Genomic DNA, 15,377 nt, shown 5'->3' with positions numbered 1-15,377 from the left:
AACCGGGGCGGCCGCACCCGACGTCGCACCCGGTGCGGCTGCGACGGGCGACACGGCGCCCGCCGCCCCGGCCGTGAACGGGCAGGGCAAGGTCGCACAGATCAAGCGTTTCGAGGTGACCGGCTCGCTGATCCGGCAATCCGACAAGACCGGCTTTCAGCAGGTACAGACCATCACGCCGAAGGAGATCCAGGCCAGCGGCGCGGTGACGGTGACCGACTTCCTGCGCAATGCGACGGCGAACTCGGCGAATAGCTGGGGCGAAGGGCAGTCGGGCAACTTCGCGGCCGGCGCGGCCGGCATCGCGCTGCGCGGCCTGTCCGAGAAATACACGCTCGTGCTGGTCGACGGCCAGCGCGTGGCGCCGTATGCGTTCTTCTCGAACAGCGTCGATTCGTTCTTCGACCTCAACACGCTGCCGCTCAACGACATCGAGCGCATCGAAATCGTGAAGACGGGCGCGGTGTCGCAATACGGATCGGACGCGATCGGCGGCGTCGTCAACATCATCACGAAACACAATTTCCGCGGGCTGCAGCTCGACGGCAGCATCGGCAGCGCGATCAACGCCGGCAACGGCGACGGCACGACGAAGTTCGGCGTGCTCGGCGGCTTCGGCGACCTGAACGCCGACCGCTTCAACGTGACGGCGGCGCTCAGCTACTACAAGTCGAACGGTTTCACGCTTGCCGATCGCGATTCGACCCGCAACCAGGACTTCACGGGCAAGCCGGGCGGCTTTTCGTTGCTCGGGCCGTCCTACTGGAACATGCCCGACGGCAGTGCGCAGGCGCTGAACGGCTGCCCGTTCGGCGGGGCGGTGCGCCAGGCCGCGACGAACTCGCTGTCGGCCGGCCTGCCGGGCACGATCTGCGCGTTCAACACGGCGGAAAGCACGTCGATCCTGCCTATGACCGAACGCCTGAACGCGAAGCTGCATGGCGACTTCAAGATCAACGACACGACGACGGCGTTCGCGGACTTCCTGGAAAGCTACAACACGACCACGACCAACGATGGCCTGTGGAACAACGTGATCGGCAACCCGCAGAACCCGGCGCTGGTGTGGAATCCGCAGACGCAGTTGCTGTCGCCGTTCAACACGGTCGTGCCGGTGACCAACCCGTACAACACGACGGGCGCGGCGACGCCGTTGACCTACGCGTTCCCGAACACGGTCGCGCAGAAGACCTGGGCGAACTACTGGCGCGCGGCGGCCGGCATCAAGGGCTCGTTCACGCTGCCGTACGGCGACTGGGACTGGGCGACGTCGGTCAGCCATTCGCAGAGCACGGTGTCGAACGTGTTTACGAACCAGCTGAACGTGAATGCGCTGAACAACATCTACCAGAACGGCACGCTGAATTTCGCGAACCCGGCCGCGACGCCGAACGCGTTCAACGGCCTGTACCAGGAAGCGAACAACCTCGGCATCTCGAAGCTCGATACGATCGACGCGACGCTATCGACACCGAACCTGTTCCACCTGCCGACCGGTGACGTCGGCATCGGCTTCGGTGCACAGTTCACGCACCAGAGCGAAACGCTGACGCCGGGCTCGGAATACCTGAGCGGCGCGGTGGTCTCGCCCGATCTGCAGACAGTGAACGGCGCGCGCAATGTCGCGGCCGTCTATTACCAGGTCAACGTGCCGATCCTGGAGAACCTGACGTTCAGCCAGGCAGGTCGCTACGACCACTACACGGACGTGGGCGGGGCGTTCTCGCCGCGCTTCGCGCTACGCTACCAGCCGATCAAGGCGCTCACGCTGTATACGTCGTACAACCGCGGGTTCCGCGCGCCGACCTTCGTCGAGGACAGCAAGTCGCAGACGCTCGGCATCCAGGTCGACCCGGCCACCGGTCAGAACTACACGTCGATCACGGTCGGCAACCCGAACCTCGCGCCGGAACGCACGCGCAACTTCAACATCGGCTTCCAGGTCTCGCCGGCCCGCTACACGGATATCGGCTTCGACTGGTACAAGATCCGCATCGACAACGTGATCGGCCAGGGCAAGCCGTCGCAGGTCGTGACCGACCCGACGACCGGCCAGTTGCTGTACAAGGTGATTCCGTACCAGAACCTTGGCTACCTCGACACGAACGGCTTCGAAGGCACGTTCCGCCAGGGTCTGCCGCTCAAGGGCTGGGGCATGCTCACGCTGTCGGGCGACTGGGCGTACATCAACAGCTACAAGATCGGCTTCCCGGGCAGCGCACCGGTGAACGGCGCGGGCAACAACTTCACGATCACGCAGCCGTTCGGCGGCAGCTTCCCGCGTTGGCGGGGCAACACGACGCTCGACTGGAACTATCGCAAGTTCGACGCGGCGCTGACGTGGCAGTTCACGGGCCCGTACGCGCAGAACCTGCTGCCGGAGCCGCCGAAAGTCGGTTCGTACAGCCAGTTCAACCTGATGCTGACGTACACGGGCTTCAAGAACTGGACGATCTACGGCGGCATCGACAACATCTTCAACCGCACGCCGCCGTACGATCCGATCTTCGCGAACGGCACGCTGAGCCAGAGCGGGTACGACACGTCGGTGTATTCGTACATCGGTCGCTTCGCGCAGGTTGGCGCGACGTACAAGTTCTGACGCCGACACGCGCAAGACCGAACTGCTTGGACAGGCCGCTCCACGTCCACTACCCCTAATTCGGAGCGGCCTTTTTTAACCAGGCGCGATGACGGTACGGCCGGTTCGACCGGTATCGACAACGCATGAATCGACAGGCATTGATCGCGCGCGGGCATCGGGCCGGCACGCTACCGGGTTGACTGAACATGAGACTGTTGAAATGGCGGCGGATGCACACGCTGTTCGCGTGCGTAGCGCTGATCGTAACCGCCGCGGTCGTGCCGCAGGTCGCGCGCGCCGTGCCGGCCATCGCGCAATACGACCAGCCGAAATACCCGCCGGGCTTCACGCATTTCGATTATGCGGATCCGCAGGCGCCGGACACCGGCACGCTCAACTTCGAAAACTACGACGAAGCACAGAGCTACGACTCGCTGAACCCGTTTCTGACCCGCGGCTCGCCCGCGCCGGACATCAAGAACCTGATGTTCGACACGCTGATGCAGCGCAGCTGGGATGAACTCGCGTCCGAATACGCGCTGATCGCCGACGACGTCGAGGTGGCGGTCGACGGGCTGTCCGCGACGTTCCACATCAATCCGGCCGCGCGCTTTTCGAACGGCGACGCAATCACCGCGGCTGACGTCAAGTATTCGTTCGATACGCTGACGAGCCCGCAGGCGTCGCCGCTGTACAACGCGCAATTCTCGATCATCAAGCGCGCGGTGGTTGTCGACAGCCACACGATCCGCTTCGAGTTCAAGCACGCGGAGCGCGACGCCGCGCTGATCGCAGGCGACCTGCCGGTGTTCTCGCCGAAGTGGGGGCAGCGCGCGGACGGTACGCGGCCGGCGTTCGACCAGATCGCGAACGAGCCGCCGATCGCGAGCGGCGCGTACCTGATCGAGCAGCGCAGGAACGACAAGCAGATCGCGTACGTGCGCAACCCGCACTACTGGGCCGCGAATCTGCCGTCGCGGCGAGGGATGTTCCGTTTCGCGCGCGTGTCGTTCAAGCTGTACCTCGACCAGTACACGGCGCTCGAGGCGTTCAAGGCCGGCGATGTCGACGCGCGAATGGAGTACAGCTCGACGCAGTGGGCGCGCAAGTACGTCGGCAAGAATTTCAGCAACGGCATGCTGAAGAAGGGGGAATTCCCGGACGGCCCCGCGCAGATGCAGGGCTTCCTGATGAACCTGCGCAAACCGATGTTCCAGGACGTGCGCGTACGGCATGCGCTCGCGCTGGCGTTCGACTTCGACTGGATGAGCCGGATGATGTTCTACGGACAGTACCGCCGCACCAACAGCTTCTGGGACGCGAGCCCGTTCGCCGCGTCCGGCATGCCGAGCGCGAAGGAGCTCGCGCTGCTCGAACCGTACCGCTCGACGCTGCCGCCGGAGGTGTTCGGGCCGATGGTCAAGCAGCCGTCGACGCTGCCGCCGGGCTCGCTGCGCGCGAACCTCAGGCAAGCGCGCGACTTGCTCGCGCAGGCCGGCTGGCACTATCGCGACGGCGCGCTGCGCGACGCGAACGGCACGCCGATGACGATCGAGATCATCGACGACCAGCCCGGCATGGATCGCCTGATCCTGCCGTACACGCAAGCGCTCGCGACGCTCGGCATCCATGCGTACCTGCACGAGATCGACAGCGCGCTCTACCAGAAGCGGCTCGACAATTTCGAGTACGACATGACGACGTATATCTACTCGCCCGTGACGATTCCCGGCGCGGAGCTGACGCGCCGTTTCGGCAGCGCGGCTGCCTCGCAGCCCGGCTCGGAGAACTATCCGGGCGTGAAGTCGAAAGCCGTCGATGCGCTGATCCGCGCGGCGCTCGCGGCGAATACGCTCGACGATCTCGAGACGGCCACGCACGCCCTTGATCGCGTGCTGATCAACCTGTACGTACTGGTCCCGCAGTACTACATGCCGAACGCGCGGATCGCGTACAAGACGACGCTCGGTCATCCGGCGGTCGTGCCGGCTTCCTATCAGTACGAGGACTGGATCGTCGACTACTGGTACGGGAAGCGGCCGGCGGTCCAACCCGCTCCGGCGGCCTGACGGAGAACAACCATGCTGGCATACATACTCAGGCGCCTGCTGTTGATGATCCCGACGCTGATCGGCGTCGTGACGATCACGTTCGCCGTCACGCAGTTCGTGCCGGGCGGCCCGGTCGAACAGGTGCTCGCGCAATTGCGCCACGGCAGCGCGCGCGGCGGGGAGGCGGGCGGAGGCGCGGGCGGCTACCACGGCAGCCAGGGTGTCGACCCGCAGCAGATCGAGCAGATCCGCAAGCAGTTCGGCTTCGACAAGCCGCCGCTCGAACGCTACATGCTGATGCTGAAAAGCTATGCGACGTTCGACCTCGGCCAGTCCTACTTCGCGCACCGCAGCGTGTGGGCGGTAATCCGCTCGAAGCTGCCGGTGTCGATCACGCTCGGGCTTTGGACGGTGATCCTCACGTATCTCGTGTCGGTGCCGCTCGGCATCGCGAAGGCGGTGCGCAACGGTTCGCGGTTCGACACCGTGACGAGCGTACTGGTGCTGACCGGCTATGCCGTGCCGGGCTTCGTGCTCGGCGTGCTGCTGCTGATGCTGTTCGGCGGCGGCACGTTCTGGCAGGTATTCCCAATGCGCGGGCTCACGTCGGACAACTTCGACGACCTGACGCTGATCGGCAAGACGCTCGACTATCTGTGGCACATGGTGATGCCGGTCACCGCGTCGGTGATCGGCAATTTCGCGATCGTCACGATCCTGACGAAGAACACGTTCCTCGATGAAATCGGCCGGCAATACGTGCTGACCGCGCGCGCGAAAGGGGCGCCGGAGCGCGACGTGCTGTGGAAGCACGTGTTGCGCAATGCGGCGATCCCGCTGCTCACCGGGTTGCCGGCCGCGTTCGTCGGTGCATTCCTGAACGGCAACCTGCTGATCGAGACGCTGTTCTCGCTCGACGGGATGGGGCAACTGTCGTACGACTCGGTGATCCGCCGCGACTATCCGGTCGTGCTCGGCTCGCTGTTCCTGTTCACCCTGATCGGTCTGCTGACCAAGCTTATCGCGGATATCTGCTATGTCCTCGTCGACCCCCGTATCCAGTTCAGCCGCCTGGACCACTGATCCAGCGTGCGCGCCGTCGCCGTCGCCGTGGCGGCGCACGTGGCAGCGCTTTCGTGCGCAGCCGCTCGGCTATGCAAGCCTCGCGATCTTCGCGACGCTGTTCGTGCTCAGCCTGTGTGCCGACGGCCTGTCGAACGATCGGCCGCTGCTCGTGCGCTACGACGGGCACTATTACTTTCCGATCGTGAAGGACTATCCGGAGACCGAGTTCGGCGGCGACTTTCCGGCGAAGACCAACTATCTCGACCCGTACATTCGCGCGAAGCTCGAGACAGGCGGCAATTTCGCGATCTATCCGCCGAATCGCTACCGTTACGACACGATCGACTATTTCGCATCGCGGCCGTATCCGGCGCCGCCGTCGGCGAGCAACTGGCTCGGCACCGACCAGTTCGGCCGCGACGTGCTCGCGCGACTGCTGTACGGGTTCCGGCTGTCGGTGCTGATGGCGTTCGCGCTGACCGTGTCGGGGGTACTGGTCGGCGTGCTGACCGGCGCGCTGCAGGGCTTCTACGGCGGCCGCACCGACCTGATCGGGCAGCGCCTGATCGAGATCTGGAGTGCGTTGCCGGACCTGTACCTCTTGATCATCTTCGCATCGATCTTCACCCCTTCGCTGTGGTTGCTGTTCATCTTGCTGTCGATGTTCGGCTGGCTCGTGCTGTCCGACTACGTGCGCGCGGAGTTCCTGCGCAACCGCGCGCTCGACTACGTGAAGGCCGCGCGCACGATGGGGCTGTCGAACTGGCAGATCATGTGGCGGCACGTGCTGCCGAACAGCCTGACGCCGGTGATCACGTTCCTGCCGTTCCGGATGAGCGCGGCGATCCTGTCGCTGACGAGCCTCGACTTCCTCGGCCTCGGCGTGCAGCCGCCGACGCCGAGCCTCGGCGAGCTGCTGCAGGAAGGCAAGAACTACCTCGACGCGTGGTGGATCTCGATCTCCGCGTTCGCGGCGCTCGTCATCACGCTGCTGTTGCTGACCTTCATGGGCGACGCGCTGCGCAACGCGCTCGACACGCGCTCGCGCGGCTCGGCATTCGGCGGGGAGCGATGATGGCGAACGCGTTGCTTCAGATCGACGGGTTTTCGGCGCGCTTCGGCGCGAAGGCGGCCGTGCAGGACCTGAGCCTGTCGGTCGGCCGCGGCGAGCGCGTGGCGCTCGTCGGCGAATCGGGGTCGGGCAAGAGCGTGACGGCGCTGTCGATCCTGCGCCTCGCGCAGCAGGCGACGCTGTCGGGACGGATGCTGTTCGACGGCGAGGACCTGCTCGCGAAGACCGAACGGCAGATGCGCGGGATTCGCGGCGCCGACATCGCGATGGTGTTCCAGGAACCGATGACGGCGCTGAATCCGCTGTATACGATCGGCAAGCAGATTGCCGAGAGCCTGCGGCTGCACGAGGGGTTGCGGCCGGGCGATGCGCGCGAGCGGGGGATCGCGCTGCTGCGGCGCACCGGGATTCCGGAGCCGGAACGGCGCATCGACAGCTTTCCGCATCAGTTGTCGGGCGGGCAGCGGCAGCGCGCGATGATCGCGATGGCGCTGGCATGCCGGCCGCGGCTGTTGCTGGCCGACGAGCCGACGACGGCGCTCGACGTGACGGTGCGCCAGCAGATCGTCGACCTGCTGATCGAACTGCAGGAGCAAGAGGCGGCCGCGCGCGGGATGGCCGTGCTGCTGATCACGCACGACCTGAATCTCGTGCGGCGTTTTGCGCAGCGCGTGGCCGTGATGGAGCAGGGCGTGCTCGTGGAGACGAACACGACCGACGCGCTGTTCGCCGCGCCGCAGCACGCCTATACGCGCCGGCTGCTCGACAGCGCCCCGCAGCGGGACGTCGAGCCGGTCGCGGCCGGCGCGCAGACGATTCTCGACGTGCAGGACCTCGCCGTCGATTACCGCATCGCGGCGAAGGGCTGGCGCGCGGTGCTCGGCAAGACGACGTTCCGCGCCGTGCACGATGTGAAGTTGAACCTGAGGCGCGGCGAAACGCTGGGAATCGTCGGCGAATCGGGCTCGGGAAAATCGACGCTGGCGGCGACGGTGCTCGGCCTGCAGCGGCCGGCCGCGGGCTCGATCGAAATCGACGGCATGCCGCTGGACGCGCTGCGGACGACGGGCGGCAGGCACGCGCTGTACGGCAGGATGCAGGTCGTGTTCCAGGATCCGTTCGGCTCGCTGTCGCCGCGGATGACGGTCGAGCAGATCGTCGGCGAGGGGCTCGCCGTGCACCGGCCGCAGGTTGCCGGCGCCGCGCGGCGCGCGCGGGTCGCCGCGCTGCTGCAGGAGGTCGGCTTGCCGGCCGAGGCGATGCTTCGCTATCCGCACGAATTTTCCGGCGGCCAGCGCCAGCGCATCGCGATCGCGCGCGCGCTGGCGGTGGAGCCGGAGCTGCTGGTGCTGGACGAGCCGACGAGCGCGCTCGACGTGTCCATCCAGAAGCAGGTGCTGAATCTGCTGACGAATCTGCAAAAGAAGTACAAGCTGAGCTACCTGTTCATCACGCACGATCTCGCGGTGATGCGTGCAATGGCCCACCGGGTCGTGGTGATGAAGGCGGGGCGGGTGGTCGAGGAGGGCGATACGCTCGACGTGCTGCATGCGCCGTCCCATCCGTATACACGCGCGCTGCTCGCGTCGTCGATGCTGGCTCCGGTGCGCGGCACACAAGAGAGAATCGATGATTGACGTGAACCGGGCGAAGTACGCCCAGGCCGCCCACACGCCGTGCGGCGGCGCCGACGGGGATGCCGTTCCGCGGTCCCGTGCCGAAACGCCGGCGGTTCGCTGACGCATGCCGATGCCGTCGTTCTTCATCGATCGTCCCGTCTTTGCGTGGATCGTTGCGCTCGCAATCGTCGTCGCGGGCGTGCTCGCCATTCCGCAGCTTCCGATCGCGCAGTATCCGCGGCTTGCGCCGCCGCGGGTCGTGATCACGGCCGCGTATCCGGGCGCGTCGACCGAGACGGTCGACGGCGACGTCGGCAGCATCATCGAGGAAAGCCTCGACGGCGCCGACGGGCTTCTGTATTACGCGACGAGCAGCGACGGTCACGGCAATCTCGAGATCGACGTCACGTTTTCGCCCGGCACCGATCCGGACATCGCGCTCGTCGACGTGAACAACCGGCTGAAGCAGGTCGAGCCGCGGTTGCCGCAGCAGGTCGTCCAGCAGGGGATCGGCGTATTCAAGGCAGCGAACACGTTCCTGATGCTCGTCACGCTGACGTCGACCGACGGCACGCGCGATTCCGCGCAACTCGGCGATTACCTGAACCGCTACGTGCTGCGCGAACTGAAGCGTGCGCCGGGCGTCGGCGCGGCCGAGCTGTGGGACGCCGGCGAGGCGCTGCGGGTCTGGCTCGATCCGAACAAATTGCGTGAATACGACCTCGGCGCCGACGACGTGATCGCGGCGATCGGCGTGCAGAACGCGACGGTGACGGCCGGTGCGATCGGCGATGCGCCGTTCGAGCGCGGCCAGCAGCTCACCGCGACGATCGTCGTCAAGGGACAGCTGACGTCGCCGGAGGAGTTCGGCCGGATCGTGCTGAAGTCGAAGCAGGACGGTTCGGTGGTGCGCGTCGCCGACGTCGCGCGTGTCGAAATCGGCCGCGACGACTATTCGTTCTATTCGCGGCTGAACGGCCGCCCGGCGGCCACCGTCGGCATTCAGCTCGGCCCGCGCGGCAACGCGCTCGAAACGTCGAACGCGATCCGTGCGCGGCTTGCCGAACTGTCGAGGGTATTGCCGCCGGGCGTGGCGATGGAGATTCCGTTCGATGGCGCCCATTTCGTGACGATCGCGATCCGGGAGGTCGTGCTGACGCTCGTCGAGGCGGTCGTGCTGGTGTTTTGCGTGATGTGGCTGTTCCTGCGCGATCTGCGTTACACACTGGTGCCGACCGTCGTGATTCCCGTCACGCTGATGGGTGCGTTCGTCGCGATGTGGGCGTTCGGACTGTCGATCAACGTGTTCACGATGTTCGGTCTCGTGCTGGCGATCGGCATCCTTGTCGACGATGCGATCGTCGTCGTCGAGAGCGTGCACCGGGTGATGGAGGAGGGCGTGTCGCCGCGCGACGCCACGCGCCGCGCAATGAAGCGGATCGGCGGTGCGATCGTCGGGGTGACCGCGGTGCTGACCGCCGTATTCGTGCCGATGGCGTTTTTTCCGGGCGCCGTCGGCGGCATCTATCGGCAGTTCGCGGTGGCGATGATCGCTTCGATGCTGGTGTCGTCGTTCATGGCGCTGTCGCTCACGCCCGCGCTGTGCGCGAACCTGCTGAAGCCGGTCGCGCGACACGACGGCGGAATCGGCCACGCGCGGCGACGTGGCATCGGCACGCATCTGGCCGACTGCTTCGGTGCGTCCTTCGCGCGCGTCGAATCCGGTTATCGCCGTCTTGCCGTGTTCGCCGTGCGCCGCACCGGCATGGTCGTGGCGGTCTACGCGGTGCTCGTGATCGCATGCGGGCTGCTGTACTGGATGATGCCGGGCGGCTTCCTGCCGACCGAGGACCAGGGCCAACTGCAGGTGATGATCCAGTTGCCGGCGGGCGCCACGCAGGCGCGCACGCTCGCGGTCGTCGAGCGTGTCGAGGCGATCCTGCGCGTGGAGCCGGCGATCGCGAACGTGACGAGCGTGATCGGCTGGAGTTTCGCGGGCAGCGGGCAGAACGTCGGGATGGCGTTCGTGGAGCTGAAGGACTGGGCGCGGCGCGACGTCGACGCGATGGCGTTGCGCGACCGGCTCAACGGGCGTTTCGACACGATCCTCGACGGCGACGTCGAGGCGTCGCTGCCGCCGTCAGTGCGCGGCATCGGGCATTCCGACGGATTCACGTTCCGGCTCGAGGATCGCGGCGGCGTCGGGCTCGACGCGTTGAAGGCGGCTCGCGAGCAGTTGTCCGGACGAGCGAAAGCGGATCCGTTGCTCGCCGCCGTGCATTTCGAAGACCTGCCGGACGCGCCGCGCATCGAACTCGATGTCGATCGTGCGAAGGCGTACGCGCTCGGCGTGCCGTTCGAGCGAATCGCGGGCCTTCTGGGCGGCACGTTCGGCTCGAACTACATCAACGATTTTCCGGCATCGGGCCGAATGCGGCGGGTGATCATCGAGGCCGACCCGGCCGCGCGCACGACCGATGCGCAACTGATGGCGCTGACGGTGCCGAACCGCACCGGCGACATGGTTCCGTTGTCGGCCATCGCCGCGCCGCACTGGACGGTCGGCCCGGTGATGCTGAATCGCTACAACGGCTATCCGTCGCTCGACATCAGCGGCCGCGCGGCGACCGGCACGAGTTCGGGCGCGGCGATGGCGGAGATGGAGCGGCTCGCCGGCGCACTGCCGGTCGGGATCGGCTTCGACTGGGTCGATGCGGCGCGCGAGGAGCAGGTTGCCGCGAGGCAAACGCCGCTGCTCGTCGGGCTGTCCGTGCTCGCGGTTTTCATGGCGCTTGCCGCGCTGTACGAAAGCTGGACGGTCCCGCTGTCCGTGCTGACGATCGTGCCGCTCGGCATGATCGGCGCGATCGCGGCGGCGCTCGCGCGCGGGATGCCGAACGATGTGTATTTCAAGGTCGGGATGATCACGGTGGTCGGGCTGGCGGCGAAGAATGCGATCCTGATCGTGCAGTACGCGCGCGATCTGGCCGGGAGCGGCGTGCCGCTGCGGCAGGCGGTGATCGACGCGGCCGCCGCGCGATTCCGGCCGATCATGATGACGTCGATGGCGTTCCTGCTGGGCGTCGTGCCGCTCGTGCTGGCGACCGGCGCGGGTGCGGAAAGCCGGCGATCGATCGGCACGGGTGCGTTCGGGGGCGTGCTCGCTGCAACGATGTTCGGGCTCGTGTTCGCGCCGGTGGCGTTTCGGGTGGTGGTATCCGCAGGCCGGCGCGGGCGGCATGCGGCGGTGACGAAGCGCGACGCGCAGCGCGTGGAAACAGCTGAAAATCTGGAGATCGATTGATGGTCGCGACGGGACGTTGGCGGTGCGATCACGGGATGACGGATGCGCGACGCCTAGCACGTGCTCGAATGGCTGTGCTATCAGGAGTCCGATCTGTTGATCGCGGAACGCTACACGACGGGATTCATGGATCACACGTTCGGACTGTTTCCATGCCAAGGATTCGTGTCTCCTCTCTGGTAAACAAAAAAGTTCGGTCTGACGAGTACCGGTCGCGTGCTCCATTGCGGCGCATGCGCGAGCGGGTGGAAAAGGCAGTCGCACAAGGAAGACAGAACAACGGTAGCGGCGGATGAGCCATATCGATTTTTATTCGGCACCAACCGAGTGCATCTATTGCACCTAAACAAAGTTATGTGGCATCAAATATTTTTTGACGCATCGATTCTGTCCTGCTATGTTCGCGTCCAACGTAAAACTTTGGTAGTGAACGGTAATGAAGATGCCGTGCATTAAGACTTTAAAAGTGAAGACGTAAAGCAGCCCTTCAACGAGCGACTGCCTTTCCTGGCAACACATGCGCGCTAATTGACGAAGCGCCATGGTGCGAATGTTCCAGGGGCATCTTGTATGCGGTCGTTCGATGCACGGAAAGATCGATCCATGTAATTAGGTTTCCTAACTCTATAGGAATGCCGTTTCTTTTATTTCAAATTCATTCCACTCTGCAGTGGAAGAAATAAATTTGAAAGGAATGAGCGGACGGACGGAATGGTTTTTGATTGCCAGACGACGAATCAGGAACGCGGGGCAACGCTATTTAAAGGCCGGCGAATCTCCGTGCATACAAAAAGGTGAGGCCTTGCGACGACAGAGGGGTGTTATGAAACCAACGGCTTTGGGATCGGCAATACGCAGCATCGTATGGGCTGAAGTCGCGTTGACGGCGGCTTTGGGTACCTCCGCTTACGCGCAGACAACGCCTGTCGACGGGAGCGTCGCCGCCGAGCGAACCGGCAGCACGGCCGCCGCCGCGCCCGCGCCGGCATCGGGCACCGCCGCGGGCGGGCAGACCGTGAAAAAGCTCGACAAGTTCGAAGTGACGGGCTCGCTGATCCGTACATCCGACAAGGTCGGTCACACCGAGGTGCAGGTCATCACCGCGAAGGAAATCCAGCAAAGCGGATACACGACGGTTGCCGATTTCCTGCGTTCGACCTCGGCCAATTCCGCAAGCAGCTGGGGCCAGACGACGATGAACAGCTCGGCCCCCGGCGGCGCCGGCATGGCGTTGCGCGGGCTCAGCGAGAAATACACGCTCGTGCTCGTCGATGGCCAGCGCGTCGCGAACTATGCGCAGTCGGTGAACTTCACCGACACGTTCTTCGATGTCAACGCGATCCCGTTGAACATGGTCGAGCGCGTCGAGATCGTCAAGACCGGCGCGGTATCCGTCTACGGCTCGGACGCGATCGCGGGCGTCGTCAACATCATTACGAAGAAGAACTTTCAGGGCCTGCAGATCGACGGCCAACTCGGCAAGGCGCAGCATCCGGGCGACGGGCAGGGCAACTTCAGTGTACTGGCCGGCTTCGGCGACCTGAATTCGGATCGCTTCAACGTCACCGCGGCCGCCAGCTATTACCGCGATTCGGGCTCGACGCTCGGCGATCGCGACATGACGTCGGCGCAAGACTTCACGCAATATCCCGGCGGGCTGGCAGCGCCGCTCGGGCCGAACCAGCAATCGTACTGGTCGCTGGCGGACGGCTCCAGGGTGCCGCTTTCGCCGTGCCCGCCGGGCAGCAAGACGAGCGCGACCAATTGCACGTACAACCCGGCCGCGTCGACATCGCTCGTTCCGTCCACGACGCGCCTGAACGCGAAGGTGCGCGCCACCTTCAAGATCGACGACAACACGCAGGCCTATGCGGGCTTCTGGGTGAGCCGCGATGAAACCGTCCAGTTGCAGGGACCGGCCTCGATCTCGAGCACGACGAACGTCTACAACCCGTCGACCGGGTCCGTTTCGCCGCTGCCGCGCACCGTACCGGTGAGCAACCCCTATAACCCGTTCGGCGTGCCGACGGCGATCAACCTGACCTTCCCGGGCAACGTAGTAGGGGCGGACACGGTATCGACGTTCTGGATGGCGAACACGGGCGTCAAAGGTTCGTTCGACACGGGCAGATTCGGCGCGTGGGACTGGTCGGCCGATTACGGCCACTCGCAGAGCACCGTCGATACGACGTATCGCAACCGGATCAACGTCGCGGGCCTCGAGAACATGCTCGCGAACGGCACCTACAACTTCTCGAACCCGGCCGCCACGCCAAACGGCCTGAACGGCGTTTTCACGGACGACGATCAGCAGGCCATCTCGAAGGTCGACAGCGTGACAGCCAAGGCCTCGACGTCGAATCTCTTCACGCTGCCCGGGGGCCCGGTCGGCCTGGGCCTGGGCACCGAGTTCCGTCACGAATCGTCGACGATCAACCCGCAGACGCTCGCGTCGCAGGGCGTATCCGCACCCGCGAACGTGCAGACGGTGGAGGGTTCGCGCAACGTCGCCGCCGCGTTCTACCAGGTCGACATTCCGATCCTGCGCAACCTGACGTTCACGCAGGCGGGCCGCTACGATCACTACAGCGACTTCGGCGGGGCGTTTTCGCCGAGTTTTGCGCTGCGTTTCCAGCCGGTGCAAATGCTGACGACGTATGCATCGTACAGTCGCGGCTTCCGCGCGCCGACCCTCGTCGAAAACTCGCAGGCCGTCTATCTCTCTCACCAGAACCTCGTCGATCCGAACGATCCGAGCGGTGTGCCGACCAAGCACTTCACGACGGAGCAAGTCGCGGGCAATCCGAATCTTCAGCCCGAGCACACGAAGAACTACAACATCGGCTTCCAGCTTTCACCCGATGCGATGACCGATATCGGTGCGGCGTTCTACAAGGTCCGCATCGACGGCGTCATCGGCACCGACGATCCGAACGCGGTGCTCGTCGCCAACGATCCCTCCCGTGTCGTGCGCAACGCCGACGGGTCGGTGCGTTACCTCGTTCAGCATTTCGTGAACCTAGGTGCGCTCGACACTGATGGCTTCGATCTCAATTTCCGCAAAGCGCTGCGTACCAAGTACGGCACGTTCACGCTCGCAGGCGACTGGACTTATGTGTGGCACTTCAAGCTGCACAGCCCCGGAACCGCACCGCAGGACTTCGCCGGCAACAACCTTGCGCTGCTGCAGCCGTTCGGCGCGAGCAATCCGCGCTGGAAGGGCAATACGAGCGTGAGCTGGGACTACCGGCAACTGACTACCACGCTGACCTGGCAATACACGGGGCCATATACGAACGCCGTGGCCGCGGAATTCGGCGACGGCGGTACGGGATCGGTGGCGTCGTACAGCCAGTTCAACCTCATGTTCAACTATCGCGGCTTCAAGCATTGGACGATTTACGGCGGCATCACGAACCTCTTCGACAAGAAGCCGCCGTTCGACGTCGAGTGGCAAGCCGTGCCCGACATCACTGGCTATGACCAGTCGCTCTACACGAACCTTGGTCGTTTCTTCCAGGTCGGGGCGACGTACCGGTTCTGACAGGGAGGAAGCCGCCAGGCGGCAACCGGTCCCGGCGCGCGGCCCGCGCCGGGACGACGAAGAACGAGCTGGACCGGGAGCCGGCCTCAGGTCAAGTGCAGAGATGCAGGGTTTGAACGCGAGGACGCTTGGCCAGCA

General features: G+C 65.1%; 7 protein-coding genes. All 7 read left to right on the top strand.

The window, feature by feature from the left end:
• On the top strand, positions 1–2,602 hold a 2,602-nt coding region (locus H3O04_RS09220), incomplete at its 5' end, for a TonB-dependent receptor (protein WP_202587538.1).
• A 188-nt stretch (positions 2,603–2,790) separates the two neighbouring features.
• On the top strand, positions 2,791–4,653 hold the full coding sequence (locus tag H3O04_RS09215; protein ID WP_202587537.1) for an extracellular solute-binding protein: 1,863 nt from the start codon (positions 2,791–2,793) through the stop codon (positions 4,651–4,653).
• A gap of 12 nt (positions 4,654–4,665) precedes the next feature.
• Positions 4,666–5,718 carry a microcin C ABC transporter permease YejB gene (locus H3O04_RS09210; RefSeq protein WP_124477813.1) on the top strand — a complete coding sequence of 351 codons (1,053 nt, stop codon included), beginning with the start codon at positions 4,666–4,668 and terminating at the stop codon, positions 5,716–5,718.
• On the top strand, positions 5,672–6,775 hold the full coding sequence (locus H3O04_RS09205) for an ABC transporter permease (RefSeq protein WP_011694290.1): 1,104 nt from the start codon (positions 5,672–5,674) through the stop codon (positions 6,773–6,775). Before H3O04_RS09210 ends, H3O04_RS09205 begins: the two co-directional genes overlap by 47 nt.
• On the top strand, positions 6,775–8,409 hold the full coding sequence (locus H3O04_RS09200) for an ABC transporter ATP-binding protein (protein WP_202587542.1): 1,635 nt from the start codon (positions 6,775–6,777) through the stop codon (positions 8,407–8,409). Before H3O04_RS09205 ends, H3O04_RS09200 begins: the two co-directional genes overlap by 1 nt.
• Before the next feature lie 112 nt (positions 8,410–8,521).
• Positions 8,522–11,695, top strand: coding sequence for a multidrug efflux RND transporter permease subunit (locus tag H3O04_RS09195; RefSeq protein WP_202587541.1), 3,174 nt, complete (start codon positions 8,522–8,524; stop codon positions 11,693–11,695).
• Positions 11,696–12,518: 823 nt separating this feature from the next.
• On the top strand, positions 12,519–15,239 hold the full coding sequence (locus tag H3O04_RS09190; RefSeq protein ID WP_202587540.1) for a TonB-dependent receptor plug domain-containing protein: 2,721 nt from the start codon (positions 12,519–12,521) through the stop codon (positions 15,237–15,239).
• The last annotated feature ends 138 nt before the right edge of the window (positions 15,240–15,377 follow it).

This window comes from Burkholderia sp. KCJ3K979, assembly GCF_016759955.1.
In the GTDB taxonomy this organism is placed as follows: Bacteria; Pseudomonadota; Gammaproteobacteria; order Burkholderiales; family Burkholderiaceae; genus Burkholderia; species Burkholderia orbicola.
Note: the sequence above shows the minus strand (reverse complement) of the source record. Positions and strands in the feature narration are given on the sequence as shown.